The 26,582-nt window shown below is 71.7% G+C and carries 30 protein-coding genes and 2 pseudogenes; 12 read left to right on the top strand and 20 right to left on the bottom strand.

What is annotated here, in order from left to right:
- The 5 genes from ACZ4TV_RS11410 to ACZ4TV_RS11390 form a co-directional block, all read right to left on the bottom strand.
- Complete coding sequence (locus ACZ4TV_RS11410; protein ID WP_468133188.1) at positions 1–213, bottom strand: hypothetical protein; 213 nt, start codon at positions 211–213, stop codon at positions 1–3.
- A 104-nt stretch (positions 214–317) separates the two neighbouring features.
- On the bottom strand, positions 318–458 hold the full coding sequence (locus ACZ4TV_RS11405) for a hypothetical protein (RefSeq protein WP_468133186.1): 141 nt from the start codon (positions 456–458) through the stop codon (positions 318–320).
- A gap of 50 nt (positions 459–508) precedes the next feature.
- Positions 509–976, bottom strand: coding sequence for an ATP-binding protein (locus ACZ4TV_RS11400; protein ID WP_468133184.1), 468 nt, complete (start codon positions 974–976; stop codon positions 509–511).
- 126 nt (positions 977–1,102) lie between these two features.
- Complete coding sequence (locus ACZ4TV_RS11395; protein WP_468133182.1) at positions 1,103–1,540, bottom strand: STAS domain-containing protein; 438 nt, start codon at positions 1,538–1,540, stop codon at positions 1,103–1,105.
- Between the two features lie 194 nt (positions 1,541–1,734).
- Positions 1,735–2,664, bottom strand: coding sequence for a SigB/SigF/SigG family RNA polymerase sigma factor (locus ACZ4TV_RS11390; RefSeq protein ID WP_468133180.1), 930 nt, complete (start codon positions 2,662–2,664; stop codon positions 1,735–1,737).
- Positions 2,665–2,946: 282 nt separating this feature from the next.
- Between ACZ4TV_RS11390 and ACZ4TV_RS11385 the strand changes: the two genes are divergently transcribed.
- Both ACZ4TV_RS11385 and ACZ4TV_RS11380 read left to right on the top strand, forming a co-directional pair.
- On the top strand, positions 2,947–3,999 hold the full coding sequence (locus tag ACZ4TV_RS11385) for a mechanosensitive ion channel family protein (protein ID WP_468133178.1): 1,053 nt from the start codon (positions 2,947–2,949) through the stop codon (positions 3,997–3,999).
- A 122-nt stretch (positions 4,000–4,121) separates the two neighbouring features.
- Positions 4,122–4,420 (top strand): annotated as a pseudogene (locus ACZ4TV_RS11380) (WhiB family transcriptional regulator); the annotation flags it as partial.
- An 83-nt stretch (positions 4,421–4,503) separates the two neighbouring features.
- Here the strand turns inward: ACZ4TV_RS11380 and ACZ4TV_RS11375 are convergent.
- The 6 genes from ACZ4TV_RS11375 to ACZ4TV_RS11350 form a co-directional block, all read right to left on the bottom strand.
- Positions 4,504–5,676: a GTP-binding protein gene (locus ACZ4TV_RS11375; RefSeq protein WP_468133176.1), complete on the bottom strand. Its 1,173-nt coding sequence runs from the start codon at positions 5,674–5,676 to the stop codon at positions 4,504–4,506.
- Between the two features lie 7 nt (positions 5,677–5,683).
- Entirely contained in the window at positions 5,684–5,854 is a 171-nt protein-coding gene (gene rpmF / locus ACZ4TV_RS11370) for a 50S ribosomal protein L32 (protein ID WP_007267665.1), read from the bottom strand.
- An 89-nt stretch (positions 5,855–5,943) separates the two neighbouring features.
- Positions 5,944–6,699, bottom strand: coding sequence for a class I SAM-dependent methyltransferase (locus ACZ4TV_RS11365; protein WP_468133303.1), 756 nt, complete (start codon positions 6,697–6,699; stop codon positions 5,944–5,946).
- Between the two features lie 60 nt (positions 6,700–6,759).
- Positions 6,760–7,962 (bottom strand): aminotransferase class V-fold PLP-dependent enzyme, encoded by a 1,203-nt coding sequence (locus ACZ4TV_RS11360; RefSeq protein ID WP_468133174.1) that lies wholly within the window; start codon positions 7,960–7,962, stop codon positions 6,760–6,762.
- Between the two features lies 1 nt (position 7,963).
- Positions 7,964–9,286, bottom strand: a complete 1,323-nt coding sequence (locus ACZ4TV_RS11355; protein ID WP_468133172.1) for a pyridoxal-phosphate dependent enzyme — start codon at positions 9,284–9,286, stop codon at positions 7,964–7,966.
- Entirely contained in the window at positions 9,283–10,749 is a 1,467-nt protein-coding gene (locus ACZ4TV_RS11350) for a Y4yA family PLP-dependent enzyme (protein WP_468133170.1), read from the bottom strand. Before ACZ4TV_RS11350 ends, ACZ4TV_RS11355 begins: the two co-directional genes overlap by 4 nt.
- 242 nt (positions 10,750–10,991) lie before the next feature.
- On the opposite strand from ACZ4TV_RS11350, the gene rpmB reads away from it, so the two are divergent.
- Positions 10,992–11,228: a 50S ribosomal protein L28 gene (gene rpmB / locus ACZ4TV_RS11345; protein ID WP_468133168.1), complete on the top strand. Its 237-nt coding sequence runs from the start codon at positions 10,992–10,994 to the stop codon at positions 11,226–11,228.
- Positions 11,228–11,533: a 30S ribosomal protein S14 gene (gene rpsN, locus ACZ4TV_RS11340; RefSeq protein WP_468133166.1), complete on the top strand. Its 306-nt coding sequence runs from the start codon at positions 11,228–11,230 to the stop codon at positions 11,531–11,533. Before rpmB ends, rpsN begins: the two co-directional genes overlap by 1 nt.
- Before the next feature lie 121 nt (positions 11,534–11,654).
- Here rpsN and ACZ4TV_RS11335 read toward each other — a convergent pair whose 3' ends face one another.
- From ACZ4TV_RS11335 to ACZ4TV_RS11315, 5 genes are read right to left on the bottom strand one after another with little or no spacing between them, the layout of a single operon-like run.
- Positions 11,655–13,838, bottom strand: a complete 2,184-nt coding sequence (locus tag ACZ4TV_RS11335) for a heavy metal translocating P-type ATPase (RefSeq protein WP_468133164.1) — start codon at positions 13,836–13,838, stop codon at positions 11,655–11,657.
- A 2-nt stretch (positions 13,839–13,840) separates the two neighbouring features.
- Positions 13,841–14,137 carry a DUF1490 family protein gene (locus ACZ4TV_RS11330; protein WP_468133161.1) on the bottom strand — a complete coding sequence of 99 codons (297 nt, stop codon included), beginning with the start codon at positions 14,135–14,137 and terminating at the stop codon, positions 13,841–13,843.
- 42 nt (positions 14,138–14,179) lie between these two features.
- Entirely contained in the window at positions 14,180–15,106 is a 927-nt protein-coding gene (locus ACZ4TV_RS11325) for a metal ABC transporter permease (protein ID WP_468133159.1), read from the bottom strand.
- Positions 15,103–15,987, bottom strand: a complete 885-nt coding sequence (locus ACZ4TV_RS11320; protein WP_468133157.1) for a metal ABC transporter ATP-binding protein — start codon at positions 15,985–15,987, stop codon at positions 15,103–15,105. Before ACZ4TV_RS11320 ends, ACZ4TV_RS11325 begins: the two co-directional genes overlap by 4 nt.
- Positions 15,987–16,925 carry a metal ABC transporter solute-binding protein, Zn/Mn family gene (locus tag ACZ4TV_RS11315; RefSeq protein ID WP_468133155.1) on the bottom strand — a complete coding sequence of 313 codons (939 nt, stop codon included), beginning with the start codon at positions 16,923–16,925 and terminating at the stop codon, positions 15,987–15,989. Before ACZ4TV_RS11315 ends, ACZ4TV_RS11320 begins: the two co-directional genes overlap by 1 nt.
- 186 nt (positions 16,926–17,111) lie before the next feature.
- Here ACZ4TV_RS11315 and ACZ4TV_RS11310 point away from each other — a divergent pair, with 186 nt between their 5' ends.
- Both ACZ4TV_RS11310 and ACZ4TV_RS11305 read left to right on the top strand, forming a co-directional pair.
- Positions 17,112–17,267 (top strand): hydrophobic protein, encoded by a 156-nt coding sequence (locus tag ACZ4TV_RS11310; protein WP_468133153.1) that lies wholly within the window; start codon positions 17,112–17,114, stop codon positions 17,265–17,267.
- 196 nt (positions 17,268–17,463) lie between these two features.
- Positions 17,464–18,429, top strand: coding sequence for a SigB/SigF/SigG family RNA polymerase sigma factor (locus tag ACZ4TV_RS11305; RefSeq protein ID WP_468133151.1), 966 nt, complete (start codon positions 17,464–17,466; stop codon positions 18,427–18,429).
- A 25-nt stretch (positions 18,430–18,454) separates the two neighbouring features.
- Here ACZ4TV_RS11305 and ACZ4TV_RS11300 read toward each other — a convergent pair whose 3' ends face one another.
- The 3 genes from ACZ4TV_RS11300 to ACZ4TV_RS11290 form a co-directional block, all read right to left on the bottom strand.
- Positions 18,455–18,934 carry an ATP-binding protein gene (locus ACZ4TV_RS11300; protein WP_468133149.1) on the bottom strand — a complete coding sequence of 160 codons (480 nt, stop codon included), beginning with the start codon at positions 18,932–18,934 and terminating at the stop codon, positions 18,455–18,457.
- Between the two features lie 299 nt (positions 18,935–19,233).
- Positions 19,234–19,440, bottom strand: coding sequence for a CsbD family protein (locus ACZ4TV_RS11295; RefSeq protein ID WP_468133147.1), 207 nt, complete (start codon positions 19,438–19,440; stop codon positions 19,234–19,236).
- A gap of 3 nt (positions 19,441–19,443) precedes the next feature.
- Positions 19,444–19,986: a type 1 glutamine amidotransferase domain-containing protein gene (locus ACZ4TV_RS11290; protein ID WP_468133301.1), complete on the bottom strand. Its 543-nt coding sequence runs from the start codon at positions 19,984–19,986 to the stop codon at positions 19,444–19,446.
- A 192-nt stretch (positions 19,987–20,178) separates the two neighbouring features.
- Here ACZ4TV_RS11290 and ACZ4TV_RS11285 point away from each other — a divergent pair, with 192 nt between their 5' ends.
- From ACZ4TV_RS11285 to ACZ4TV_RS11275, 3 genes are all read left to right on the top strand, one after another.
- The gene (locus ACZ4TV_RS11285) at positions 20,179–20,667 is read left to right on the top strand and encodes a flavin reductase family protein (protein ID WP_468133145.1); all 489 of its coding nucleotides are present in this window, start codon (positions 20,179–20,181) and stop codon (positions 20,665–20,667) included.
- An 80-nt stretch (positions 20,668–20,747) separates the two neighbouring features.
- Positions 20,748–21,875 (top strand): carboxylate-amine ligase, encoded by a 1,128-nt coding sequence (locus ACZ4TV_RS11280; protein WP_468133143.1) that lies wholly within the window; start codon positions 20,748–20,750, stop codon positions 21,873–21,875.
- Positions 21,876–21,915: 40 nt separating this feature from the next.
- A complete protein-coding gene (locus ACZ4TV_RS11275; RefSeq protein ID WP_468133141.1) occupies positions 21,916–24,336 on the top strand; it encodes a PP2C family protein-serine/threonine phosphatase in 2,421 nt (806 codons plus the stop codon).
- A gap of 141 nt (positions 24,337–24,477) precedes the next feature.
- On the opposite strand, the gene ACZ4TV_RS11270 is transcribed toward ACZ4TV_RS11275, so the two are convergent.
- Positions 24,478–24,699, bottom strand: a complete 222-nt coding sequence (locus tag ACZ4TV_RS11270) for a hypothetical protein (RefSeq protein ID WP_468133139.1) — start codon at positions 24,697–24,699, stop codon at positions 24,478–24,480.
- Between the two features lie 189 nt (positions 24,700–24,888).
- Between ACZ4TV_RS11270 and ACZ4TV_RS11265 the strand changes: the two genes are divergently transcribed.
- The 3 genes and pseudogenes from ACZ4TV_RS11265 to ACZ4TV_RS11255 all read left to right on the top strand — a co-directional run bounded on the left by ACZ4TV_RS11265 (position 24,889) and on the right by ACZ4TV_RS11255 (position 26,551).
- Positions 24,889–25,287, top strand: coding sequence for an STAS domain-containing protein (locus tag ACZ4TV_RS11265; protein ID WP_468133137.1), 399 nt, complete (start codon positions 24,889–24,891; stop codon positions 25,285–25,287).
- A 125-nt stretch (positions 25,288–25,412) separates the two neighbouring features.
- Complete coding sequence (locus tag ACZ4TV_RS11260) at positions 25,413–25,688, top strand: isoamylase early set domain-containing protein (protein ID WP_468133135.1); 276 nt, start codon at positions 25,413–25,415, stop codon at positions 25,686–25,688.
- Between the two features lie 63 nt (positions 25,689–25,751).
- Positions 25,752–26,551: pseudogene (locus ACZ4TV_RS11255) on the top strand (VOC family protein).
- The last annotated feature ends 31 nt before the right edge of the window (positions 26,552–26,582 follow it).

Below are 26,582 nucleotides of genomic sequence, written 5' to 3'. Positions count from 1 at the left end.
TCAGCCCCGGCTGCGGGTCTCGTCGACCACCGGAAGGGCCGAGACGCGGCGCTTGCGCAGGACGCTCGCGTACACGGCGAGCCCCAGGAGGCCGGCGGCCATCATGATCAGGCCGACGACATCGAGGTTGACGCTCTCCATCTTCCAGTCGCTCGCGAAGGTGAGAATGGCCCCCACCACGATCAGGGCGATACAACCGCCTATGCCGGCCATGGCGTTGTCTCCTCGTCGGGTACGGTTCGGCTCGGTTCGGTTCGGGTCGTCTGGACGCCCGGCTGAGCCGGGGCGCTCCAGGGGAACGGACTGCGGTCCGCGGCTCAGCGGTGCCGGGTGAGGCTGCGGACGAGCACGGCGATGGCGAAGGCCATGACCAGCAGGTGCAGCCAGGCCGGGCCGGCGGGAGAGCCGGGCGGCAGGGCGAGGAACGCGGACGCGTCCGTACTCGGAACAGGTGTCATACGGCTCGTCTGCCCCGCGTCGGTGGTCCGATGCGCGCGGCAGCGGGAGTTCACATGCCGGGGGGCTTGCCCGTGAGCAGGCGCTCGGCGTCGATCTCGGCCCAGACCACCTTGCCCTGATCGTGCGCGTCGGAGCCCCAGCGGTCGGAGAGCCGGCGCACGATGTGCAGCCCGTGCCCGCCGGGGGTGCCGCGGCGCGGTGCGGGCAGCAGCCGCGGGACTTCGGTGGCGCCGTCGTACACCTCGACGCGGAACACGTCGCCGGAGCAGAGAACGAGTTCGTGGCAGCCGTCGGCATGCAGGTTGGCGTTGGTGACGAGTTCGGACACGAGGAGGAGCGCGTCCTCGAAGGTGTCGTGGCCGTCCCAGCCCCAGTCCTTCAGCGCTTCCCGAGCGAACTCCCGGCCACGGGCGACCTGTCCGCCGGTGCCGCGCAGGACGAGTCGGCGGAGCTGGCGCAGGGCCGGCCGCCGGGCGTCCGGTGCCGGCTCGCCAGTGTCCTGTCCGATGATCTGCACTGCGGCCTCACCCCGTCCTGGGCTTCGTTGTGTCCTGGTGCGCTTCTACCCGCAGCGGCCGCATGGACCCACCCGGCCGGGCACCGGCCGCGCTGCCCGTCCGGGGCCGTAGGGCCGACGCCCCTCTCAAGGGGATGCGAGTGCGTCGGCGACGGTCGGATGGACGGCGAGAACCCCCATGGCGCCGGTCAGTTCGAGGAGCCGCACCAGCTGCCTGGTGGGCGCCCCCAGCCTCAGCGCGGTACCCGAGGCCTCGGCTTCGAGGCGCAGGGCGAGCAGCAGGTTGAGACCGGAGGAGTCGCAGAAGCCGAGCCGCTCCAGGTCGAGGACCACGAGCGGGGCTTCGGTGCGCAGAGCCGATTCCAGGGACGGCCGGACGCGTTCCAGGCCGTCGAGGTCCAGGTCTCCCGTCAGGGCGCACACCACGGCCCCGGTGGCGGTCGTGGTGATGTCCACGCGGGCGGCCGGCGCGGTGTCGTAGGGCTCGGCCGTGACCGCGTCGGGCCCCGTCCCCGCTCCCGCTTCCGTTCGCGCGTGTTCGTGTGCCGGTTCGCCAGTTACCACGTCAGCCCTTCGCTCGTCCCGCTGGGTCCCCGTCCTTGTGCGCTTGCGCCGACGACTTTACAGGCGCCCGGGCGCGGATGGTTCGGACGTGACCAGGTCGTACCACCGACGGCCGGGCGGCAGCGCGCACCCGCCGGACCGTCGAGCGGTCCGGCGGGTCCGGCGGGTCCTGCGAGCCCGGTACTCGCCCGCGGCTACGACGCGAGCATGCCGCCGCGCAGCCGCACCAGGGTGCGCGACAGCAGCCGGGAAACCTGCATCTGGGAGATGCCGAGCTCGGCCCCGATCTCTGCCTGGGTCTTCTCCTCCCCGAACCGCATGCGCAGGATGTGGCGGTCCCGCTCGTCGAGCCGGGCGAGCAGCGGCGCGAGGGTGTGGAACTCCTCGAAGAGCTCCATGGCGGGGTCGACCTCGCCGATGGTGTCGGCGAGGGAGCGGCCACCGGAGCGGGACGGAGCGGCCTGCTCCACGGCGTCCGCGCTCGCGTCGAGCGAGTCGGTGGTGTAGCCGTTGGCGGCGATCAGCCCTTCCACCACCTCCTCCTCGCCGAGGTCCAGGTCGTCGGCGAGCTCCTTGACGGTGGGCGCCCTGCCGAGCAGGTCGGTCAGCGACTGCTGGCTCTTGGCCAGTTCGACCCGGAGCTCCTGGAGCCGGCGTGGCACGTGCACGGCCCAGGTGGTGTCGCGGAAGTAGCGCTTGATCTCGCCGGTGATGAAGGGGAGGGCGAGGGTGGCGAACTCGACGCCGCGATCGGTGTCGAACCGGTCGATGGCCTTGATCAGGCCGATCGTGCCCACCTGGATGATGTCGTCCATCTCGGCCCGGCCGCCGGCTGTGCGCGTCCGGAAGCGCCGTGCCGCGAAGTGCACCAGGGAGATGTTCATCTCGACCAGGGTGTTGCGGGCGTACTGGTACTCGCGGGTGCCTTCCTCCAGGGACCGCAGCCGCACCAGGAAGGTCTTCGACAGTTCCCGCGCGTCGGACGGGGCCACTTCGCGGGCCTCGGGGATCTGTGGCAGCTGTTCAGGTATGCAGGCCGTCCCCACGCCGGTGGGGCCCGCCTCCGGTACGGCCTCATCGCTGGTCCGACGGACGGACTCGGCAACTGCTGCGAAACGGGGCATGTCCAGGCCTTTCCTTCCGGCGACGATTGGCTTTCCCGCCCCCTGCCCGCCATGCGGGTCCTTACACGGCTCCCGTCGACCGGGTCGCCATTGGTGACCGAGGCCACCCTCCTTTATCGCGACATATGGGTTCAAAAGCCAGGTCCCGGCGGGGGGTATATGTCCGCCATGTGAGACGGCAAGGGAGAGGACGGGCACGGGGGTCCGGCCGGTTTGCCCGCAGGAGCGTCGGGCACACGCGGCCCGATCCCGTTCCTGTCGAGACCCCCCCTTCGAGGATTCATGAACAGCCTTCTCCGACTGCTGACCGTCATAGGCGGCTCGATCGCGCTCACCCTCGCGGTGGGCTGGCTCACCGAGCGCCTGCTGCGGCGCGCGGACGCCCGCCACCCCGAGACACCGCTGTGGAGCCTGTTGCGCCGCTGCCGTCCGCCCGTTCAGGCGCTCCTGCTCGCGGCGGTGCTGCGCTCCTCGTACGGGCAGGTCAGGTGGCAGCCGCTGCGTGAGCACGAGGAGGCCGTGGGCCGGACCTTGTCGCTGGTGCTGATCGGCGCCGGCGCGTGGCTCGTCGTCCAGGCCGCGTCCGCCGTCGTCGAATCCTCGTACGCGCGGTACGCGACCAGCACCCGGGACCCGTCGCGCGTCCGCCGGGTCCGCACCCAGGTGACGCTCATCATGCGGATCGTCACCGCCGTCGTCGGTGTCGTCGCGGCAGCCGCGATGCTGCTCACCTTCCCCGACTTCCGTGCCGTCGGGACCTCCCTGCTGGCCTCGGCCGGCATCATCGGCATCGTCGCCGGTGTGGCCGCGCAGTCCACCCTCGGCAATCTCTTCGCCGGATTCCAGATCGCCTTCGGCGACATGGTCCGCATCGGGGACACCGTCGTGGTCGAAGGCGAATGGGGCGTCGTCGAGGAGGTGACCCTCACCTTCCTGGCCGTCCGCACCTGGGACGAGCGACGGCTCACCATGCCCGTCTCCTACTTCACGGGACGGCCGTTCGAGAACTGGTCGCGCGGCGGCATCCAGATGACCGGCACGGTGTTCCTCCACTGCGACCACGCCGCGCCCTTCGCCCTGATGCGCGAGAAGCTCAAGGAGATCCTGGACCGTTGCGAGGCGTGGGACGGCCGCGGCTGGGACCTGGCGGTCACCGAGACCACCCCCACCAGTGTCCTCGTGCGGGCGATCGTCACCGCCAAGGACCCCGACGACCTGTGGACGGCCCGCTGCGCGGTGCGCGAGGAACTGATCGCCTGGCTCGCCGAGAAGCATCCCTACGCCCTGCCGCGCGTGCCCACGTCCCCGGCCGCGCCGGCGCCCCGGGACCGGTGACGCCGAGGAGCCGGCCGCGAAGGACGAACGGCTCGCACGGCAGGGTTTCGGAACGCGTGCGGAGGTCAGACGCGGAAGGGATGCGCGGAGCAATCGGAATCCATCGCGAAAGGAGTCGACTCATGCCGAACATGTCGCGTCTGCCCGGCCGAGCGGAGCACCATTGGGAGTGGCAGGAGCACGCGGAGTGCCGGAACCTCGGCACGGACAGGTTCTTCCACCCGGCGGGGGAGCGTGGCGAGGAGCGCTCCGTCCGCGACCAGGCGGCGAAGGAGGTCTGCGCGCTGTGCCCGGTGCAGGAGGAATGCCTGCGCCACGCACTGCGCGTCCAGGAACCCTACGGCGTGTGGGGCGGTCTGACCGAGGAGGAGCGGCGTGCGCTCACGGCGGGACGCATGGCCGGCTGACGGCCGCCGAAGCGTGCGTGGGGGGAAGGGTGAGAGCGGACTTCAAAGAGCCGGGCCGGGCAGTGCCGTGGCTGCGACCACTGCCCGGCCCGGAGTTTCAGGCCGCCTCCGGGGCGGCGTGTTCGTGCTCGCAGGCGTCGTCGATCCCGTAGGTCTCCCAGGCCGGGAAGTCGTCCTCGGCGGGAACGGGCTCGCCCGGGCCGAGCAGGCAGGCGTCCAGGGCCGCCCGGAGTGCCTCCGCTCGCAGACCGGTGCCGATGAAGACCAGCTCCTGGCCCTGGGCGGTGTCCGGACCGATGGCGCCCGACGGCTCGAAGCGGGCCACCGCGCCCGCCTGGGACCACAGGCCGGTCACGCGGGGGCGACTGGCGAGTCGGAAGAAGCCCTTGGAGCGCAGGATGCGGCCGAAGGCGCCGCTGTCGAGGCCCTCGGTGACGAAGGTCCACAGCCGGCCGGGGTGGAAGGGGCGGTCGGAGCGGAAGACGAGGGAGGAGATGCCGTACTCCTCGGTCTCCGGGACGTGGTCGCCGTTGAGCTCCTTGACCCAGCCCGGCGCCTGCTGTGCCCGTTCGACGTCGAACAGGCCCGTGCCCAGTACCTGTTCGAGTGCCACGTGTCCGCGTACGGCGGGCACGATCCGGGCCTCGGGATTGAGGCGGGCGAGCGCGGCGCGCAGCCGTGCGGCCTCGTCCGGCCCGACCAGGTCGAGCTTGCCCAGGACGATGACGTCCGCGAACTCGACCTGGTCCATGAGGAGGTCGCTGACGGTGCGCTCGTCGTCCTCGTACGGGGCGAGGCCGCGCGCGGCGAGTTCGTCGCCACCCGCCAGTTCCGGCAGGAAGTTCGCCGCGTCGACGACGGTCACCATGGTGTCGAGGCGGGCGAGGTCCCCGAGGGTGGCGCCGTCGTCACGGGGGAAGGAGAAGGTGGCGGCCACGGGCATGGGCTCCGAGATGCCGCTCGACTCGATGAGGAGGTAGTCGAAGCGGCCCTCGCGGGCCAGCCGGTCGACCTCCTCCAGCAGGTCGTCGCGCAGGGTGCAGCAGATGCACCCGTTGGTCATCTCGACCAGGCGTTCCTCGGTGCGGGACAGGGCGGCCCCGCCCCCGCGCACGAGCGCGGCGTCGATGTTGACCTCGCTCATGTCGTTGACGATGACCGCTACCCGCAGTCCCTCGCGGTTGCCGAGGACGTGGTTGAGCAGAGTGGTCTTCCCCGCGCCGAGGAACCCGGACAGGACGGTCACGGGCAGTCGGTCGTACGTCGTCATGAGCCGCTCAGCCCTCGGGGCGGAGCAGGCCGCGCTCGTACGCCTTCACCAGGCGCTGCGGCACCTGGTACACCGAGCCGTCGACCGTGATCGGGACGAGCTGCGGGGTGGTGGCCTTCCACTGGGCGCGGCGGTGGCGGGTGTTGCTGCGGGACATCTTCCGCTTGGGGACAGCCATGGGGATCTCCTGGGTGGGTCGGGAGGGTCGTCGGCGAGACTATATGGAAATGGATTCCATTACCAACTTGGCGCCTGGTCGCCCGGTGCTCAGCGCACGGCGGCCAGGACGTGGCTGGGACCGACCTGCCAAACGGTGCCCACGTGCTCGAATCCCGCGTCACGCAGCAGCGCGAGGTGGCCGGAGAGCGTGAGGTCGTTCCCCTCGCACGGGGGTCGCCCGTCCTGGCCCCGCCGCGCGAGGAGGGGTGCGAGCTCCAGGTCGGCGGCCGCGCCGGACCACCAGGACTCCCAGTCCTCGCGGGAGGAGTTCGCGTTCCGCTCGGCGTAACGGCGTCCGATGTCCGCGGCGAGCTCGCACACCCGCGTCGAGTCCGGGTTGATGTGGTCCCCGTTGATGAGGATGCCGCCGGGGCGCAGCAGACCGGCCAGTTCCCGGTAGACCCGCCGCAGGGTCTCGGTGCCCAGGTAGTGCAAGGCCGTCGTCGACACCGCCGCGTCCACCGGCCGGTCCAGCGCGAGCGCGCCGAGCCAACCGGGCTCGCCGATCAACGCCTCCACGTAACGCAGGGCGGCGCCGTAGTGCGCGCTGCCCAGCTCCAGCAGGAGAGGGTCCGCGTCGACGGCGAGGACCTCCGCGCCCGGGAGCCGTTCGGCGAGCCGCGCCGCCAGACATCCCGGTCCGCTCCCCAGGTCCAGTACCAGCGGCGCCGGCTGGCTGTGCGTCACCTGCTCGACCAGATCCGCGATGACCTGGAACCTCTCCTCGCGGTCGATCGCGTACCGCTGCTGCTGGCGTTCCCAGCGTTCCACCCACCGGGTGGCCGTCGCCGTGCTCATGCCCATGCTCATGCTCATGCCGGATCGAGTCGCCTCCGCCGCCGTGACCCATACTGTTAATGGAAATCATTGCAGACTAGTGAGGAGTGAGAGCAACTCTTCTATCTCTTCAGGTGTGTTGTGTACGTGGAGGCTGACGCGCACCGAGCCCTCCTTCTCGCCGGCCCCGGCCTGGCAGTGGCCGTCGGAACGCACCATGAAGCCGTGGCTGAAGAGGATGAAGCCCAGATCGTGGGAGCTGATCTCGCGGTGCCGGAAGGTCACCAGACTCCGGCGCCGCTGGACCTGCGATCCGGCCGCCAGGCTCGACCGGCAGCCCAGGACCTCGTAGGCGCCCATCCGGCTCAGCCCCTCGGTCAGCCGGGCCGTCAGCGCCACGGTCCAGCGTTCGATCAGGTCCGTACCGGCGTCGTCCAGCCAGTGGAGCGCCGCCGCCAGACTGGCGACACCGACCGTGTTCGGGGTGCCCTGCCAGCCGCCGGGACGGAACCGCGGCCCGCGTCGGCCGCGGGCCCATACCGCCCCGGTGCCGGGCAGGGCGAGCGCCTTGTGGCCGGAGAAGACCAGGAAGTCCACGTCGAGGTCGGCCACCGATACCGGGAGGTGCCCGACGCTCTGCGCGGCGTCCAGGCAGATGGGCACCTCCGGCCCCACCACCCGGCGTATCCGGCCCACGTTCATGTCGACGCCGTAGACGTGGTGCACGTGGGTGGCGGCCACGAACCGGGTGCGTGGACCGGCGACGGCGGCCAGGGCCGCCGGATCGTAGTCACCGGAACCGGCTTGGTACGGCAGCTCGCGGACGCGGATCCGGACCCCTTGGCGGGCCAGCAGCCCCCGGGCCTCCAGCCATGGGGACAGGTTCGCCTGATGGTCGGCGAACGGGACGACGATCTCGTCACCGTCGCGGAGGAAGCCGGCCAGCCAGTCCCGCGCGACGGCGCGCAGCCCCTCGGTGGTGCCGCTGGTGAAGTGCACCGTCGACAGGCCGGGATCCGGATCACCCAGGAATTCCCGGACCTGGTCACGGGTGCGTTCCACCAGCGCCGTCGTGGTGTTGGCCCAGGGGTACGAGCCCCGGCCCGCGTTGGCGTTCGAGGTGGTGAGGTAGCTCTGCACGGCATCCAGGACGGCCTGCGGCTTCTGCGCGGTGGCGGCGCTGTCCAGGTACGTCAGGCCCGGATGCCCGACGACGATGGGGAACTGGGCGCGCAGACGGCGCTGCCACGACGCCAGTTCCCCGATGGCTTCGGCGGGACCGGCCGCCATGTCAGTCACGCACCAGGGGCGCGCCCGCGTCCCGCCAGGCGATGATGCCACCGGCCAGGCTGCGCACGTCCGGGTGGCCCATGCGGGTCAGCAGGGCCGCGTACCGCTGGGACTGCTCGCCCACCGGGCAGGCCAGGAGCACCGGCTGCCGCTTGCCGAAGGGCAGGCCGCCGCGGAGGAGTTCGTCGAAGAGTCCGTCGACGATGTTCACCGAGCGGTCGATGTGGAGCGCGCCGTACGCGAAGGGGCCGCGCAGGTCGACCACCAGTGGTTGCGCGGCCTCGATCCACTTCTGCGCGTCGGCCACGTCGATGACGCGGGCCGCGCGGACCTCGGCGTCGGTCAGCGTGGTCACGGAGTTGCGCACCGGAGGCCTGCCGAGCAGTTCCGGACGGCGCCGGCGCACGTAGCCGAGATAGCTCTCCGCCCGGTCGCACACGATGAAGACGGCCGTCCGGCGTGCGGTCAGTCCGGCGTCCACCGCGCCGAGATGGCGCACTGCCCCGACGTACGCCGCTCCGCCCGTCGGTCCGGCGAGCAGGCCGCAGCGGCGCATGAGCGTCACCATGCCGTCGAGGGCGTCGTCGGCACTCACCGGCTCGATCGTGTCGTAGGTGGCCGGGTCGAAGATGCCGACCTCCTGCACCTCGTCGGCGGTGCGGATGCCGGGGATGAAGTCGGACTTCTGCCCGACCAAACCGACGACGCGCACCGCCGGGTCGTGGGCGCGCAGCGCCTTGGCCACCCCGGTGGACGATCCGGCGGTGCCGACGCAGGCGACGAACCAGTCGGGAGCACGGCCGTCCAGGTCCGCGATGATCTCCGGGCCGGTGCCCGCCGCGTGCGCCTCGGTGTTGAGGGTGTTGAAGTACTGGTCCGTGTGGAGGTGGGCGCCGCTGCCGGGCCGGTTCAACCGCTGGTGGAAGAGGGTCAGCGGATCCTCGGTGTCGGTCGGGTCGAGGCACTCGCTCCGGCCGGGCAGCTCTTCGATCTCGGCGCCCAGCAGCAGGAGCAGGTCCTTGATCTCCGGTACGCGCATCCGGTTGGTGACGCTCTTGAACGGCACCCCGTGCAGGCCCGCGATCAGGGCCAGCGCCTTGGCGGTGTTCCCGCTCGACAGCTCCACGACCGTCTCGCCGCGCTCGCCGGCGCCCGGCAGGTCGCGGCGGACCATGTTCCAGGCGGCCCGGTCCTTCAGCGAGCCGAAGGGGTTGAGCATCTCCAGCTTGGCGTAGAGGTCGATGTTGCGCAGGCCGTGCACGGCCGGGTCGATGCGGAGCAGCGGGGTGTTGCCGATGGCCTCGGTGATGCTGTCGTACCTCATGCGATCCGTCCCCCCGTACGCGTGAGCGGCCAGTACCGCTCGTCGAGACACCAGCTCCAGGAACCGTCCTCCTGCTGTTCGACGGCGACCTTGCGGGCCACGGGCTGCTGTTGGGCGTGGGTGGCGCTGAAGTCCATGCAGTAGCCGGCGGTGTTGGCGAAGGCGAGGAGATCGCCGGGGCGCGGCAGTCGCGGCAGATACACCCGGCGGCGGGTGATGAGGTCGGCCTCCAGACAGAGGTTGCCCATCAGGTGTACGCCCACCGGCTCCTGAGCGGCCGTGGCGCCGCCGCGGGGCACCAGGACCGGGTCCACCAGGACGCCGTGGTCCTCCAGGCTGACGTCACCGGCGTTCATCGCGAGGCGGACCAGGTGCTCACCGGATGGCGCGGGCCGCACCTCCAGCACCGTGGCGAGGGAGAGGCCGCACTGGTCCGCCAGCGCCCGGCCGGGCTCGGCGTACAGGTCGTACAGGCCCTCCAGGAGCAGGGTGCCCAGCGGGCGCCCGAGGCCGGGCGCGGGGCGGGAGAGCAGCTCGTCGAGGTACGCGGCGCCGGTGACGGGGCGGTGCGCCGGGTACAGCCCGAGGGCCCCCTTGAGGGTGCCGCCCTCCACGCGCAGACCGTAGCCGTGCCCGCCCCAGGTCAGCGGCGGACGCCGGCCCATGACGGCGTCGGTGAGCTCGGTGGTGTAGCGCTCCCACTGCTCGGCGTGGGCCAGGTAGCTGACGCCGAAGCCGCCTCCGACGTCGATGACGCGTGGCTGGAACCCCCGGATCCGTAACTCCTCCATGGCGCGCAGGCAGCCTTCGAGGGCCGTCGCCTTCTCGTCCAGGCTCGTGGTGTCGAGGTGGTAGCCCACGCCGATCGGCTCCAGCGCGTCCTGGTGGCGTTCGAGTACGTCGAGCAGGCGGTCCAGGAACTTCACGGAGGTGCCGAAGCGGCTCCTGCGGGACAGCGTCCTAGTCCCGGAGGTCTCGAAGTCCGAGAGCCGCAGCAGCACCCGCGGGCGCGGCAGTCCGTACGCGCGGACGAGGCGGGCCGCCTCCTCCAGCTCCGCGGGCCCGTCGGCGTTGACGGTCGCTCCACAGCGCGCGGCGAGCCAGAGGAACTCGGGGTCCTTGGGCCCGGTCGCCATGATCCGGTCACCGGTGAACCCCGACCCGAGCGCGTGCCGCAACTCCGTGAGGGGCGCGGCGTCGAGAGCGGCGTCGGTCGTGGTGAGCCGCCGGACCGCGGCGCTGGATCGATTGGCCTTGTGGGCGAAGTAGACCCGGCCGCCCAGGCGGTGGCGGCGCAGGACGGAGCGGAAGCGCTCCGCGTTCTGCGCGAACTGCTCGGGGAGCACGAGGTTCAGGGGAGATCCGAGCCCGTCCACGAGCGTGTGCAGGAAGGCGGCCGCATCGAGCAGGGCCGCCATCCGTGGTTCCAACCGCGGTTCCAGGTACAGAGGTGCGTCGCTCATCCCAGCTGTTCCTCCCCGACGAGGAATACGTACCGGTTTCGGCAAACGGTCGTACGACCGTAACCCTCGCCGGGCGCTTTGTGCCCTGCCCGGTGGTGGAGGGACTGCTTCGTGCCGCCGGACGGCCGGATCGGGACGTTCGCACGACCGGGCTCATCGGCGGGCGCCGCACGTCCGCTAGTATATGACAATGGTTTCCATTACCAAGAAGAACGACCTCGCACGGAGAGGCAGGTAGTCCCTTGTCCGCCCACTGCCAACTGACCGGCGCCCAGCCGGGCTTCGGTAACACCATCTCCCACTCGCACCGGCGCACCTCCCGCCGCTTCGACCCCAACATCCAGAGCAAGCGGTACTGGCTGCCGAGCGAGGGGCGCCATGTCCGCCTCACCCTGAGCGCGAAGGCGATCAAGACCATCGACACGATCGGCATCGAAGCCGCGGTGGCGCGGATCCGCGCCCGGGGGGTGAAGGTCTGATGGCCAAGAAGAGCAAGATCGCGCAGAACGAGAAGCGCAAGGCGACCGTCGAGCGGTACGCGGCCCGGCGCGGCGAGCTGAAGGAGGTCCTGCGGCGGCCGTCCTCGTCCGAGGCCGAGCGCCGGGCCGCTCTGGCGGAGCTGCGCAAGCAGCCCCGCGACGCCAGCGCGACCCGGGTGCGCAACAGGGACAGCGTCGACGGCCGGCCCCGCGGCCACCTCCGGAAGTTCGGGCTCTCCCGGGTCCGGATGCGCGAACAGGCGCACGCCGGATTCCTCCCCGGAGTGACCAAGTCGTCCTGGTAGTACCCGTGTCCCGGCGGAGCGTACGGGTCCACATCTCCGGCGGGATGTGGGCCCGTACGCCGCCCGCCGGCCGGTGGGGCGCGCAGCCGCGGTCGTCGGCAACTCGGCCCGGCGTCAGCCGTCAGCGCACTCGGCGTTCCTCCAGCGGTGCGCGCCTGAGCATCTCGTCGCCCACGCGCGGCAGGTGGGGGGTGTGGTTGACGAGCCGGGCCGAGTTCCCCACCACCGCGATGCTGCTGGTGTTGTGGAGCAGGGCGGCGAGGACCGGGTTCATGGTTCCGCCGGCGCCGGCGACCAGGCCGAGCAGGTTGACGCCGATCGCGAGGCCGTAGTTCTGCCGGACGACGCGCAGCGTGTGGCGGCTGAGTTCGACCACGGCGGGGACCTGGCGCAGGTCGTTGCCGGCCAGCGCGATGTCGGCGGTCTCCAGGGCCACGTGCGAGGAGTGTTCGCCCATGGTGATGCCCACGTCGGCCAGCGCGAGGGCGGGGGCGTCGTTGGTGCCGTCGCCGACCATGGCCACCGTGTGCCCTTCGGCCTGGAGGTCGCGGATGAGCTGGAGCTTGGCCTCGGGCAGGGCGTGCGCGTGCACTTCGGTGATGCCGAGCGCGTCGGCGACGACCTGGGCGGTCTCCGGTGCGTCGCCGGTGAGGAGCAGCACGCGGGCCACGCCGAGGTCGCGCAGCTGCTGGATGACGGTGTCGGCCCCGGCGCGTACGGCGTCGGAGACCCCGAGCATGCCGATCAGATCCTCGTCGTGGGCCAGGCAGATGACCGTCTCTCCTGCGCCGCGCAGCCGTTCGGTCCAGCCCTGTGCCTCCTCGGTGAGGTCCACGCCGTGCTGGCGCAGCAGGGCCGGGCTGCCCACCAGCAGGCGGGTTCCGTCGAGTTCGGCGCGCATGCCCATGCCGAGGACGACCTCGCAGGCCTGGTGGATGGGGACGTGCAGGTGCTGTTCCTCGGTGCGGGCGACGATGGCCTGGGCGAGCGGGTGCCGCGCGTGCAGCTCTCCCGAGGCGGCCAGACTGAGCACCTCGTCCGCGGTGAACGCGTCGCTGAGGGTGACCACACTGGTGACGAGGGGACGGCCGAAGGTGAGGGTGCCCGTCTTGTCGAAGACGACGGCGGTGACCCGGCCGACGCCCTCCAGATGGGTGCCGCCCTTGATGAGGGTGCCCCGGCGGGCTCCGTTGCCGATGGCGGCGCTGATGGCGGTCGGGGTGGCCAGGCCCGCCGCGCAGGGGCAGGCGATCAGCAGCATGGTCATGGCGCGCCGCGCGTCACGGGTGACCCCGTAGGTCAGCGCCGCGAGCGCGAAGGAGACGGGGACGAAGCGCTGGGTGAAGCGGGTGGCGACCGTCTGGATCGGTGCCCGGTCGGACTGGGCCTCCTCGACCCGGCTGATGATCCGGCCCACGGTCGTGTCCCTGCCGACCGAGTCCGCGCGGACCGTGAGCGAGCCGGAGGTGACGATCGTGCCCGCGTAGACGTGGGAGCCGTCCCGGGCGTAGACGGGCAGGGCCTCGCCGGTGACGGCCGCCTGGTCCACGAGGGCCTCGCCGTACATCACGTGTCCGTCGACCGGGATCCGGTGGTGCTCGTACACGGCGACCACGTCGCCGGGCTCCACGGTCTCCAGATCCACCTCCACCTCCACTCCCTCGCGTACGAGCCACACGCGCTCCTCGCCGATGGTGAGCAGCTCCTCGATGGCACGGCGGGTGCGGCGCAGGGTGAGGGTCTGGAGGAATTCGCCGATGTTCAGCAGCCACAGCACGGTCAGGGCGACCACGTTCTCGCGCAGCACCAGTGAGATCACGGTCGCCGCCGTGACCAAGGTGTCCGTACCGGGACTGCTGCGGCCGCGCAGCGAGCGCAGGGCGCCCCGGAAGAAGGGCAGACCGGTGAAGACCGTGACCACGCCGAGGAATCCGGAGGAGCCCAGGGTGAGGCGTGGCCGCCCCAGCAGGCGGCGCAGGGCCACAAGCGCGAGCACGGCGCCGCCGACCACCAGCCGGGCGACCTCACCGGTGGAGGAGTCGGGGGTGGACCGGGTGGGCTTGGCCGGAGCGGACGCGGGCGGGGCTTCCTCCAGCGCGGCCACCAGGCGGTCGACGTCCAGCTGATCCGGCGCCATCCAGATCACGACGCTGCCGGTACGGGGGAAGATCCGCAGGGCCCGGAAACCGCTGATGCCGGTCAGCCGGTCGTCGACCAGTCCGGCGCAGCCCGGGCGGGCGCGCAGCCAGGGAACGGTCAGCCGGGCCCGTCCCGCCGCCACGGAGCACACGAGGACGGTCGACATGATCAGTGCTCGTGCCCGTGATCGTGGTTCACGTTGACCGCGGAGGGCGGCGGTACCTCCTCGCCCAGTGAGGTGCGGGCCTCCGCCAGCACGTCCCCGGCCTTCAGCCGGGCCTCCTCGGTGGCCGCGGCCAGCCAGCGGCTCGCGACGATGCCACCCGCGAGTCCACCGACGAGTGCCTTGCGCGCGGCCGGCTTGGCGGCCGGGAGATTCTTGATGATCAGGCCGCCCACCACACCGGATACCGCGTAGTGGGCCAGCTTGCCGGCTGTGGCACCGGCGATGGCGAGGGGGTGCATGAGCAACTCCTTCCGTCCGCGCCGGGCAGACGCGACGGCCTCTCATCCAGTGTGAACCCGAGCGGGGCGCGGGGTCGAGCCGAGTCCGGGAGCCCCGCGCGCGCGTTCGACGCGGGTGCCCGCCAGCCGGCATCCGAGGTAGATCAGGAACGAGACGGTCGTCACGTACGGGCTGATGGGCACGGTGCTTCCGAGGGCGAGCAGGATCCCGCCCTCCATCGAGACCAGCGCGAAGACGACGCTCAGTACGGGCAGCAGCACGGGGGAAGCCGTGATCCGGGCGGCGGCGGCCGCCGGGGTGACCAGGAGCGCGAGGACGAGCAGGGCTCCGACGATCTGTACGCACAGCGCCACCGCCAGGCCCAGGACCAGCATGAACGCCAGAGACAGCGCGCGGACGGGAATGCCCCGGGCCTCGGCCACCTCCGGATCGGCGCTCGCGAAGGACAGCGGGCGCCAGATGACGGCGAGGGCCACCAGCACCACCGCGGACGTGCCGACGAGCCACGCCATCTGCGGGGTGTCGACGGCGACGACCTGGCCGGTGAGGATCCCGAACTTGTTGGCCGCCCGCCCCTTGTAGAGGGACAGGAACAGCACCCCCAGGCCGAGGCCGAACGGCATGATGACACCGATGATCGAATTGCGGTCCCGGGCGCGGACGCCCAGGACGCCGATGGCACCCGCCGCCATCAGCGACCCCACGATCGACCCGGCCACGATGTTGAACCCGAGCAGCAGCGCCGCGGAGGCGCCGGCGAAGGAGAGCTCGCTGATCCCGTGCACGGCGAACGGGAGATCGCGCATGATCACGAAGACCCCGACCAGGCCGCCCACCAAGCCGAGCAGGGCCCCCGCCAGCAGGGAGTTCTGGACCAGAGCGAGCAGTTCGCCGTAGTTGTCGAAGTTGAAGATCTGCCGCCAGACGCCGCCGTCCTGCCCGTCGGCGAGCGGCCACCGTCCCGTCACCGCCCCGCGCCCCCGTTCGGCCCGGCCGCGTGGTGGTGCACGACGGCGGCGTCGGGTGCCCCCACGACCACGATGCGGCCCCGGACGTGGACGACATCGACCTGGGTCCCGTACAGCTGCGACAGGGTGGACGTGGTCATCACCTCGTCCGGCGGGCCGATCCGGAACCCGCCCGGGGCCAGGTACAGGACCCGGTCCACCAGCCCCAGGACCGGATTGATCTCGTGCGTCACGAAGACGACGGCGGTGGCGGCGGAGCGCCGGCGCCGGTCCACCAGGGTGGTGACCGTGCGCTGGTGCTGGAGGTCGAGGGAGAGCAACGGCTCGTCGCAGAGCAGGATCCGCGGGTCCGTGGCCAGCGCCTGCGCGATGCGTACGCGCTGCTGTTCCCCGCCGGAGAGCCGGCCGACGGGGACGTCCGCGCAGGGCATCGCCCCGACGGACTCCAGGATCTCGTCGACGCGGCGGCGGACCGTGCGCGGGGCGAGCGGCAGCCCCCACCGGTGCCCGTCCATGCCCAGCCGTACGAGGTCCCGGGCCCGCAGCATGGTGTGCGCGGGGAGGGACTTCTGCTGCGGGACGTAGCCGACGTGCCTGGCGCCGACGCGCGGGGTCCGGCCGAGCACCGTCGCCGTCCCCGCCGTGAGCTGCTGGCGGCCCAGGAGCACGCGCAGCAGGCTGGTCTTGCCGGATCCGTTCGGTCCCAGCACCGCGAGGAACTCGCCCGGCCGGAGGTCGAGGTCCAGCCCGCGCCACAGCACGCGGTCGCCGTAGGCCAGAGCGGCCCCCCGCAGGCTGACCACCGGTTCACCAGGGGCGCCGGCCTCGCGGGTGGCCCCGTCCGGCCGGACGAGCGGTGCGACGGACTCCGTACGGTCCATCAGCGGTCCAGGGCCTTCTTGAGGGCAGCGACGTTGGACGTCATCCAGCTGATGTAGTCCTCGCCCTGCGGAAGGGTCTCGGTCACGGGGACGACGGGGACGCCGTTGTCCTCGGCGGCCTGCTCGACCTTCTCGGTCTGGGGACCGGCCGTCTGCTCGTTGTAGAGCAGCGCCTCGACCTGTCGGCCGGTGAACAGCGCGAGCGTCTCCTGGAGGCTTCTGGGCGAGACCTCGTCGCCCTCCTCGATGGCCTCGCTGAAGTCCGCGGGTGTCTTGTTCACCAGGCCGCAGGCCTCGGTCAGGTACAGGGGGACGGGCTCGGTGACGGCCACGGCGGTGCCCCCGTGCTCCGCCTCGATCCGTTCCACTTCGGACCGGAGCGAAGCCAGCTTCCGCGTGAACGTCCTGGCGTTCTCCCGGAAGACGTCGGATTCGCCGGGCGCGGCCCTGGCCAGCGCGTCCGCGATCCGGTCGGCGAGCTTGCCCACGGTGGGGAAGTCGTACCAGACGTGCTCGTTCAACTCCCCGACCGGGCCACGGGACTTCCCGGACACCGTCACGGCATCGATCACCTCGGCCGAGGAGTTGCCCGAACTGCGGAGCATCCGGCCGATGAACGCGTCGTAGCCACCGCCGTTCTCGACGACGACCTTCGCCTTGGCCAGCCCCAACTGGCTGCGCGTACTGGCTTCGTACGAGTGGGGGTCCTGCGTCGGGTCGCTGATGATCGAGACGACATCGACCCGGTCACCGCCGATCTGCTCGACGATGTCCCCGTACACATTGGTCGACGCGACCACCGGGACGACGGACGAGGGGGTCGCGCGCCCGGCGCCCGCGGCGGCGGCGGCGGAGCCGCCAGAGCCGCCCCAGGAGCAGATCAACGCCAGAGTGACCCCGACGAGGACGCCCGGGCCGCGGGCCGAGGACCGCTGCATACCGTCCTCCCTACCGAGGGGAAGCCGAAACGGTCATCACTTGAAGTATCTCCCCGCCCTGTCGCCGCCTCCACCGGAGCATGAACGGGCCCGGTGAGGGAAGCCGCTTCGTAGGGCCGGCGTCCCTACCCGGGCGCCGCCTCCCCGATTCCAGAGGGGTCGGGCATCGTTCATCGGAGGTTGGTCATGGTTCCGCTTCTTCTGGTCCTGCTGCTGGTCCTGGTGCTCTTCGGTGCCGGTTTCGCCATCGACGTGCTGTGGTGGATAGCGATCGCCGTGCTGGTGCTGTGGCTGCTCGGCTTTGTGGCCCGCAGCGGCGGCGGGCGCTGGTACCGCTGGTAGGGCTCCGGTCGACTGCGCTGTGGCGCAGACCCGGCGGAAGGGTCCGCGCCACGGCGCAGCCGCCCGGAAGGGATCTCCCAGGGTCCGGGCCGCCTCGCGCGTCGACCCGCCGGTCGGCGGGTATATCGCACGTGGGTCACCTGCGACGGTCCCGCCACCCCCTCCCGGCGGTGGCCCCGGCCGTACGAGGAAGCACATGTCCCCCGCCCCCCGCGATACCGCGGACCCCCTCACCACCGAACGCTCCGGGGACCGATCGGCGCGCCCCGAAGAGTTCCCCGACGATCTTCTGTCCGTCGACACGTCCGAGGCCCGCGCGCTGTCCGTCGCACTGTTCCGACGGCTGCGCGGCCTGACGGAAGGCAGCGCCGAGTACTCGTACGTGCGCAACACGCTCGTGGAACTGAACGTGAGCCTGGTGAAGTTCGCCGCGCGCCGGTTCCGTCACCGCAGCGAGCCCGTCGAGGACATCATCCAGACCGGCACGGTCGGCCTGATCAAGGCCATCAACCGCTTCGACCCGGACCGCGGCACGGAATTCGCCACCTACGCCCTGCCCACCATCACCGGCGAGATCCGGCGGTTCTTCCGGGACACGAGCTGGGCCGTGAAGGTGCCACGGCGCCTCCAGGAGCTCCGGCTGGACCTTGCCAAGGCCCACGACCTCCTGGAGCAGCGGCTGGGGCGTGAGCCCACCGACCACGAGCTGGCCGAGCACCTGGGCACCACCGAGGCCGAGGTGGCCGAGGGGCGGCTGGCCGCGAACGGGTACGCCGCGAGGTCGATCGACCCGGTACTGCCCGCGGAGGCCCAGCAGAACTCACCCTTCGACGCGGGGGCGGTGGTCGGCGTCCTCGGCATGGAGGACCTGGCCTACGACCGGATCGAGTGCGTGGCCGCCCTGCGCCCGCTGATCGCCGCGCTCGGTGAACGCGACCGCACGATCCTGACGCTGCGTTTCGGTGAGGAACTCACCCAGTCCGAGATCGGCGAGCGGCTGGGCCTCTCGCAGATGCACATCTCCCGGCTGCTCGGCCGCATCATCGGTACCCTGCGCGAGGGGCTGCTGAGTGACGGACCACTTGCCGAGCCGGCCGAGCCGGCCGAGCCGGCCCCCGCACCAGGCGACCAGGGCCACCACCCGGGCCACCCGAGCCACTGACCCGGGCCCCTCTCAGGCACCCCGGTCATCTTCCTCGGCTGGAACCGTCCCACCGCGCGGGGGAGGCGGCGGAGTCCGGATCGGCCCGGACCTCCAGCCACACGCGCTTGCCCTCACCGCCGCGCGTCGCTCCCCATGCCTGGGCCAGCTGTTCCACTATGAGCAGCCCGTACCCCCCTGGCTGAGCCGGATCCTCCCTCTTGCGCGGCTCCGGACGCCTCGCGTCGCGGTCGGCGACCTCGATGCGCAGCCGCTCCGCGCTGCAGCGCAGCAGGAGTTCCGTCGGACCACCGGCGTGCAAGCACGCGTTCGAGACCAGCTCGCAGACCAGGAGCAGGACGTCCTCGACCCGTTCCTCCTGATCGACCCGTTCCTCCCGATCGCCGGGGGGCCAGGCCCATTCGGCCAGCATCCGCCGGGTGAAGTCCCGGGACCGGGTGACAGGGTCCACGGCATCGCGCAGCGGCAGCTGCCCGGTGCGTTCCGGTGGGCTCGTCGGGGGCATGTCCGCGTTCACCGCCCGTTCGCCCGTGCCCGGGCGGGCGCCTGGGCCGTGTCCGCGCCGAGGCAAGCGAAGCGTGGTCCGTTCCTCGTCGGCATGGTTCTTCACCACCTGCTCTCGGCCCTGGCGCCACGCCATGCGCTCAGGTGCGCTCATGGTGTCACCCAGTGGGTACCCGGACCAGCGTGGTGAGAGCCTGCAGAGCCTCCAGAGTCTTCAGCCCTGTCCTGGTGCTAGACGGCGCGAAACGCCGTGCAACGGCGCGCCCGTGGGCCCGCCGGCATCCGGCGGGCCCAGGAGGTTCAGCTCTTGCCCTTGGTCTTCTTCACCTTGTCGCCGGCCTTCGACACCGTCTCCTCGGTCTTGCCGCTCATTCGCTCAGCGGTTCCCTCCGCCTCCATGCGCTTGTCGTCCATCATGTCGCCGGCGGTCTCCTTCAGCTTGCCCTTCGCCTGCTTGGCCGTGCCCTTCGCCTTGCCCATGACGTGTTCCTTCCTGAACAGAATCATCCTTTACTGCATGATTCGGTCGAATTCTCGAATGAGGGCCGCGCAGAAGACGTCCAGGTCGTCCGGCTTCCGGCTGGTGACCAGCGTGGCGGGCGCCGCATGGCAGACCCGGACCGCCTCGTCGACCCAGGTGCCGCCCGCGTTGCGGATGTCCGTGGCCAGGCTCGGCCACGAGGTCAGCGTCCGGCCCCGTACGACGTCGGCTTCCACCAGGGTCCACGGGGCGTGGCAGATCGCCGCGACCGGCTTGCCCTGGGTGAAGAAGCTCCGGGTGAAGCCGACGGCCCGTTCGTTCATCCGCAAGGCGTCGGGGTTGGCGACTCCGCCCGGCAGCACCAGCGCGTCGAAGGCGTCTGCCGTGTCGCCGGCCAGCACGTGGTCGACGGTGAAGCGGCCGCCCTTGTCGAAGTGGTTGAAGGCCTGAACCTGCCCGGACCCGGTCGAGACCAGCTGCGGATTCCAGCCGGCGCCCTCGACCGCTTTCCACGGTGTGGTGAGTTCGATCTCCTCCACGCCTACGGGCGCGGTCAGAAAGGCGATGCGCACCCGCTCCACCTCCTTCAGCCGGGGCCCGGTGTCGTCAGCGGCGCGGCCCGGCACGTGGCTTTCGCGTACCTCCTGCGCCTGCCCCGCCTCGCGCCGCTCAATCACCGCCGCTCCATCACCGCCGTTCGCGCGCCGATGGGGAAGGAGACCGTCGTACAGCTCACGCCCGAACGTCTCATCTCAGGAGTCGCCATGCAGGACCTGGCCTTTTTCGCCGACGCCCTGGACGGTCCGATGTACGTGGTCACGGTCGCCTCGGGCGGCCGGCGGGCCGGCTGCCTCGTCGGATTCGCCTCGCAGTGCTCGATCGATCCGCCGCGTTTCGCCGTATGGCTGTCGATCGCGAACCACACCTACGCCGTCGCGCGCGAGGCTCGGTACCTCACCGTGCACCTGCTGCGCCGGGACCAGCGGGCGCTGGCTGAGTGGTTCGGCGGGCAGACCGGTGACAGCGTGGACAAGTACGCCCGGATCGGGTGGCGGCCCGGACGGGAGGGCAGCCCGGTGCTGTCGGACGTACGCGACTGGTTCACCGGCCGGATCGAGGAGGTCGTCGAAGGCGGCGATCACGTCGGCTTCCTGCTGTCGCCCGTCGAGCGGTCCGCGCCGGCAGGGGACCTCGCGTCCCGGCCGCTGAGGTACGGAGACGTCCGCGACGTGGAAGCCGGCCACCCGGCCTGACGTACGCGTCGAACCGGACGCGAAGGGTTTCGACGCCAGGCCCGTGAGCATGCGCCAGACGACGCGGAATGAGGTGCGGGATGGACGTGATGACCATGGGGGTGGAAGAGGAGTACCAGCTCGTCGACCGTGCCGGCCGGGCTCCCGTGAACCGGGCGCCGGAAGTGATCGGCGCGGTCGCGGGGGAACTGGGCGGTCAGGTCCAGGCCGAGTTCTACAACACCCAGGTGGAGGTCTGCACCGAGCCGGCCGCAGACCTCGGTGACCTGTACGAACAGCTGGTGCGGCTGCGTCGCACCGTGGCGGAGGGAGCGGCCGCGGCCGACTGCCTGCCGGTCGCCTCGGGCACGCCCGTGATCCGGCCGCAGGAGCCCCTCACCGTGACCGACACGGACCGTTACCAGCGGATGGCGCGCCGGTTCGCCGCGCTCCTCGGCCCCTACCACCTCGTCTGCGGCTGCCACGTCCACGTCGGCCCCCTCGACCGGGCGCGCGCCCTGGCCCTGGGGAACCACATGCGGCCGTGGCTGCCGGTGTTCCAGTCGATCACCTGCAACTCGCCCTTCGTGTGCGGCCGGGACACCGGCCTCGACAGCTGGCGCTCCGTCGCCCACTCCGGCTGGCCGACCGTCGGGCCGCCTCCCCTCGTCGACGAGGGCCAGTACCTCTCGTACGTCGACGGGCTCGTCGCCTCCGGCGTACTGCTCGACCGCCGCATGCTGTACTGGCACGCCCGCCCCTCCGAACACGTGCCGACCCTGGAGATCCGGATCGCCGACGTCAACGCCGACGTGTACGCCGTCGTCCTGACGGCCGCCCTCGTACGAGGTCTCGCCGGCACCCTCCTGCGGGAGGCGGACGCCGACGTCCCGCCGCCCGCACCGTCCGAACGCGCACTGCGCAGGGCGCACGAACTGGCCGCGAGGTACGGCGTGGCGGGCCCCGGCCTGGACCCGGTGAGCGGCCGGGAGCAGCCCGCCGCCCTGCTCGTGGACCGGCTCCTGGAGCGCGCGGCCCCCGGCCTGGCCGCGGCGGGAGACCTGGACGCCGTGCGGGTCCTGTGGGAGCGGCTGAGACGAACGGGGACCGGTGCGCGACGCCAACGGGCCGTCTACCGGGCCACCGGCAGCCTGGAGGCGGTCGTCGACAGTCTGAATCCGGCCCGTCCGGCCACCGCCGGGCGTGCGGTGGCACTACAGGCCGCCTGATCGCATCCCCTGCGCGCCCCCGGCGTGACATGCTCAAGAGATGGAGAGCGAATCGGCACTTCCCCCTGGCGCGGCGACGCCCGAGGTGCTGGCCCTGGCGAAGGTGGTGGCCAGGTTGCGTGCCGAGCTCGCGGACCTCGAAGGCGTGGCCTCCACGGGCGCCATCCTCGAACGCGCCAAGGGCATCGTCATGGCGCAGTCGGGGGTCTCGGCGGACGCCGCGTACGAGCTGTTGCTGGGGCGCGCCGAGCAGCAGCGGCGCAGCCTCATGGAGGAGTGCTGGATCACCCTGGGCCGGACCGGCCGGGGGCCGGCGCCGGCGCCCGTACCACCCGCGGAACCCGAGACCGGCACGGCCCGGGATTGCGACCTCGCACGGTTCAGCACCAGCCGGTACCTGGCCGGTACCGGCGGTGGCCGCGGCGGACAGCCGGCCCTCCTGGCCGCGCTCGCCGAAGGCCTGACGGGCGCCCGAACCGCCGGGGACGTGGCGGACCTGCTGCGCGCGGTCCTGAGCGGCACCGAGGACGTGGAAGCCGTCATGATCTACAGCGCGGCGCTCGGCGGAAGCCTGAAGCTGGCCGGGTACGCCGGCATCGACGACGCCCTCGCCGAGCAGTGGAGCCACATCCCGCCGCTCAGCGGGGTGGCGGCACTGGAGGCCGTCGCCGCCGGGAAGGCCCTGTGGCTCGAAGACCCCCGCGAGGACGCCGCCCGCTACGTGCTCATCGGCGACCCGCCCGAACGCTGGCCGTCGCGTGCGTGGATCCCCGTACCCGGCGAACGGCCGGCGGCGGCCGTCGTGGGCTTCTTCCGGACGCGCGAGGCCCCGTTCGACGCCGGTACGCGGACCCTGCTGCGCCGGGCCGTCAGGCTGTGCGGCGGACTCCTGTGCGCTGGCCGGGGCGCGGGCGAGGCCGACCCGGTCCACCAGGGCGTGGACGCGATCCAGCGGATCTTCGACGCCCTGTCCGGACCCGCGATCCTGCTCACGCCCCTGCGCGGCGTGACGGGTGCCGTGGAGGACTACCGGATCGACGCGGCGGCACCGGAATCGGTCGACGTGGCGGGACGCCGGGGCAAGGAACTGGTGGGCCGAAGGGTGCTGGAGACGTACCCGACCGTGGCGGGCACCCCCCTGTGGGAGGCGTACCTGGACACCCTGACGACGGGCACGGTCTACGAAGGGGAGCCCTTCACCTACCAGGAGGTACACGCCGGGGTCCCGGAGCAGTCCAGCTTCTCCGTGCGGGCGGCGCGGCTGGGGGACCGCCTGGTCGTGTCCTGGATCCGCCACGACACGAGCGAGCGCGAGGCCCGCCGCCTCGCCGACATGCAGCGCCTCGGCAACCTCGGGTGGGCGAGCTGGAACCTGACGACGAACACCATCGCCTGGTCCGAGCAGGTCTACGCCATCTTCGAACGCGACCCCTCCGAGGGGCCCATGACCTTGGAGGAACTGCCCCGGCACCTGATGCCGGACGATCTGCCGAGTCTGGGCAAGGCCGTCCAGCGGCTGCTGAGCGACGGCGTGAGCATCGACCAGCCGTTCCGTATCAAGACCGCCCAGGGCGTACGGCACCTGCGGATCGTCGCGGAGGCGCAGACGGACGTCGACGGGGCTCCGGTCGACGTGTACGGCTTCTTCCAGGACCTCACGGCGCAGCGGGACGCCGAAATCGCCCTCGGTGAGAGCGAACGCGCCGTCCTCGTCCAGCGGGGCATGCTCCAGGCCGAACGCGCCCTCGCCGCCCGGCTCCAGGACACGCTGCTGCCGATTCCCGAGCAGTCGCTGCAACTCGCCGGCCTGCGTGTCGACGTCGCCTATGTGCCCGCGGACAGCGGAGTGAACGTGGGAGGCGACTGGTACAGCGCCATCGAACTCCCTGACGGGAACGCCCTGTTCGTCGTCGGGGACGTCGCCGGCCACGGCCTGGCCGCCGTCGGCACGATGGCCCAACTGCGGTTCACCACGAAGGGGATGACCATCACGGGATCGGCGCTTCCCGACGTCCTGAGGCGCCTGAACACCCTCCTGCTCCACACCGCCGAGGGCTCGTACGGTGCCACGGCCACCATGGTCATGGCCCGCTACGAGCCCAGGGACCACCGTCTGACCTGGGTCAGGGCGGGGCACCTGCCGCCCTTGCTGATCCGCGGCGGCGAGGCGAGGTTCCTTCCGCAGCCCGAGGGCAGCCTCCTCGGAGCCGCCTTCGACTCCGTGTACGGGCAGGCCGTGATCGACCTGCTGCCCGGGGACCACCTCCTGCTCTACACAGACGGCCTCGTGGAGGAACCGAACGAGGACATAGAGGCAGGTCTCATCCGGCTCGCCGACACCACCCTCCGGCTCCTGCGCGACGGCCGGGGCGAAACCCTGGCCCGCACTCTGGCCGCGCAGCGGCCGCCGAACCGGGACGACATCTGCGTACTGGACATCCACGTACCCGACGAGCCCTGACCCCGGCAGGAAGCCGACCACCGGAGGCGGCAGGGAACCGGAGGCGGCAGGGAATCCGCCCACCCGGCCGGCTGACCCCGCACGGCACGGTGACGAGCGGCGCCAGGCGACTTCGGGCGGGCGGATCCCGCCGGGCACTCCCTAAGCCGCTTCCGTGGGGGTGGGCCCTTGCATGGCCGTGCTGAAAGCGGTCATGCAGGGAGCGCAGTAGCGTTCGGTCACCGGAACGGCAGCAGCCTCGATGGCGGACTGCAGCGGGGCGAGGAGGCTGCCGCAGAGGGTGTCGGCAGTCGCGTCCTTGGCTATGACGTGCCAGATCAGTTCGCATCGGTCGCTGGTGGACTCGGCGCGCATCTCATACATGGGCGTGCCTTTCTTCGCGTGTACCGGGAGGGACAGGCCCCCAGTCCATGAGAGGGCCCAACCCGCCCAGGGGGCCAATGGGGGTAGGCCATCGGAGGGAAAGTGGATCCTGGGGGGTTTGACCTCCGCCGCCGAGCTCGTCAGAATCTTGTTCACAATCCCGCAGCAGTGTGGTCGGGGGTGAGCACCGTGTTTCCCACCCAAGCCCTGATGCGCATCGCCGAGCAGCCGGACCCCGGACCGGACGCCGACTGGCTGAGCGTCTGCGTGATCCCTTGCCCCGGGGGCGGCGCCGAGATCAGCGTCGCCGGTGAGATCGACCTCGACAACGCGCCGCAGTTGCGCGGAGCCGTGCTGACCGCCCTTGACACCTGTCCCGGCGGGGTCTCCCTCGACCTCTCCGCCGTCACCTTCTGCGACTGCTCCGGACTCAACGTCCTCCTGCGCGCCCGCCGCCACGCGGCCGACCGGCATCGCAGCCTCCGGATCAGCGCGGTCAGCAGACCGGTCCGGCGCCTGCTGGAGCTGACGGAGACCGCCCCTTTGTTCGAAGGAGGCGGTCAGGCCTTCTCGCACCCCACCGCCTGAAGCAACCGGCACACCGGCCCGGTGGTGTCACGCCGTGTGAACGGTTGGCCGTGTCGACGTGCGACAGGGCGGGTCCGGGAGCAGGATGGTCGCGCTCCCTATCCCGTTCCCGGCAGGAGACGCCCGTGCTCGAACGCAAGCAGCGCAAGGACCGGACCGAGGTCACCTTCGTCCTCCCCGCGGACACCCCTCCGGGGCCGGTCAGCGTCGTCGGTGACTTCAACGACTGGGATCCCCACGCCCACCCCCTCAAGCCGTGGAAGGACGATGCGCGGGCCGTCACGGTCGCCCTGCCCCGGAAGACGAGCCACTCCTTCCGGTACCTGGCCGCCGGCGACTACTGGTTCAACGACGAGTCCGCCGACGGTCAGGACGGCCCCAACAGCCGACTCCACACCTGACCGGGACGGCGGGCGGTTCGCGCCGCCCGCCTCCGCACCGGAAGGAGGGTGACCGTGGTCCAGATGACGGCAGACGTCGTGGGCGCGCCCTGCTGGCTGAGCCTGGTGGCACGTGACCTCGGTGCGGCGCAGGACTTCTACAGCGCCGTGCTCGGCTGGACCTTCCGGGAGGGCGGTCTCGGGCACGCCTTCTCCGTCGCCGAGCTGGACGGGGTGCCCGTCGCGGGCATCGGGGCGGTGGCGGGCGAGTTCGCGGTACCCGTCGCGTGGACGGCGTACTTCGCCGTCGAGGACGCCGATGCCGCTGTGGCGCGCATCCGCGACCGCGGAGGCACCGTCGGGGTCGGCCCGGTCGCCTACCCGCCCCGCGGCCGGGCGGCGCTGGCCACCGACCTGGAGGGAGCGGCCTTCGGCATCTGGGAGGGCCGCGTCCTGTCCGAGTGGCGGGTCGGCGAGGGCGAGGCACCCGCGTGGCTGGAACTGCAGACCAAGAACGCCTTCGACGCCGCCCTCTTCTACGGCGGGGTCCTGCGATGGGCGGACGGGACCGCCGGCTGCTGCGAGGTCTCCTACGAGGAGGACCAGGTCGTCCTGCGGCACGAAGGACAGGCGGTGGCACGCCTGAACAGCGGACCGGTCAGAGCGGATCACCCAAGCCGCAGTTGCGGCCCCGGTGGCTGGTCCACTTCAAAGTCGCCGACTTGGCGGCCGCCGAGGCCGCGGCACTCGAACACGGCGGCAGCATCGTCACGGACGGTGCCCCGTGGCGCGGAAGCGGACGGCAGGTCACCGTGCGGGACCCGGACGGCGGCCTGTTCACCCTCGACCAGACACCGGCCCGTCAACAGCCGATCGCCCTCTGACGGATCGCCTTCCGACGGGACGGCCGGCGCG

It is taken from the genome of Streptomyces sp. NPDC028910 (genome assembly GCF_055564955.1).
Note: the sequence above shows the minus strand (reverse complement) of the source record. Positions and strands in the feature narration are given on the sequence as shown.

Coding starts and splice junctions, on each gene's coding strand:
- ACZ4TV_RS11270 (WP_468133139.1), bottom strand. CDS start 24,699: ATGTATGAGATGCGCGCCGAGTCCACCAGCGACCGATGCGAACTGATC.
- ACZ4TV_RS11385 (WP_468133178.1), top strand. CDS start 2,947: ATGAACAGCCTTCTCCGACTGCTGACCGTCATAGGCGGCTCGATCGCG.
- ACZ4TV_RS11330 (WP_468133161.1), bottom strand. CDS start 14,137: ATGCACCCCCTCGCCATCGCCGGTGCCACAGCCGGCAAGCTGGCCCAC.
- ACZ4TV_RS11295 (WP_468133147.1), bottom strand. CDS start 19,440: ATGATTCTGTTCAGGAAGGAACACGTCATGGGCAAGGCGAAGGGCACG.
- ACZ4TV_RS11320 (WP_468133157.1), bottom strand. CDS start 15,987: ATGGACCGTACGGAGTCCGTCGCACCGCTCGTCCGGCCGGACGGGGCC.
- ACZ4TV_RS11410 (WP_468133188.1), bottom strand. CDS start 213: ATGGCCGGCATAGGCGGTTGTATCGCCCTGATCGTGGTGGGGGCCATT.
- rpmF (WP_007267665.1), bottom strand. CDS start 5,854: ATGGCTGTCCCCAAGCGGAAGATGTCCCGCAGCAACACCCGCCACCGC.
- rpsN (WP_468133166.1), top strand. CDS start 11,228: ATGGCCAAGAAGAGCAAGATCGCGCAGAACGAGAAGCGCAAGGCGACC.
- ACZ4TV_RS11355 (WP_468133172.1), bottom strand. CDS start 9,286: ATGAGGTACGACAGCATCACCGAGGCCATCGGCAACACCCCGCTGCTC.
- ACZ4TV_RS11300 (WP_468133149.1), bottom strand. CDS start 18,934: ATGCCCCCGACGAGCCCACCGGAACGCACCGGGCAGCTGCCGCTGCGC.
- ACZ4TV_RS11275 (WP_468133141.1), top strand. CDS start 21,916: ATGGAGAGCGAATCGGCACTTCCCCCTGGCGCGGCGACGCCCGAGGTG.
- ACZ4TV_RS11350 (WP_468133170.1), bottom strand. CDS start 10,749: ATGAGCGACGCACCTCTGTACCTGGAACCGCGGTTGGAACCACGGATG.
- ACZ4TV_RS11360 (WP_468133174.1), bottom strand. CDS start 7,962: ATGGCGGCCGGTCCCGCCGAAGCCATCGGGGAACTGGCGTCGTGGCAG.
- ACZ4TV_RS11315 (WP_468133155.1), bottom strand. CDS start 16,925: ATGCAGCGGTCCTCGGCCCGCGGCCCGGGCGTCCTCGTCGGGGTCACT.
- ACZ4TV_RS11280 (WP_468133143.1), top strand. CDS start 20,748: ATGGACGTGATGACCATGGGGGTGGAAGAGGAGTACCAGCTCGTCGAC.
- ACZ4TV_RS11375 (WP_468133176.1), bottom strand. CDS start 5,676: ATGACGACGTACGACCGACTGCCCGTGACCGTCCTGTCCGGGTTCCTC.
- ACZ4TV_RS11405 (WP_468133186.1), bottom strand. CDS start 458: ATGACACCTGTTCCGAGTACGGACGCGTCCGCGTTCCTCGCCCTGCCG.
- ACZ4TV_RS11365 (WP_468133303.1), bottom strand. CDS start 6,699: ATGGGCATGAGCACGGCGACGGCCACCCGGTGGGTGGAACGCTGGGAA.
- ACZ4TV_RS11285 (WP_468133145.1), top strand. CDS start 20,179: ATGCAGGACCTGGCCTTTTTCGCCGACGCCCTGGACGGTCCGATGTAC.
- ACZ4TV_RS11390 (WP_468133180.1), bottom strand. CDS start 2,664: ATGCCCCGTTTCGCAGCAGTTGCCGAGTCCGTCCGTCGGACCAGCGAT.
- ACZ4TV_RS11310 (WP_468133153.1), top strand. CDS start 17,112: ATGGTTCCGCTTCTTCTGGTCCTGCTGCTGGTCCTGGTGCTCTTCGGT.
- ACZ4TV_RS11305 (WP_468133151.1), top strand. CDS start 17,464: ATGTCCCCCGCCCCCCGCGATACCGCGGACCCCCTCACCACCGAACGC.
- ACZ4TV_RS11335 (WP_468133164.1), bottom strand. CDS start 13,838: ATGTCGACCGTCCTCGTGTGCTCCGTGGCGGCGGGACGGGCCCGGCTG.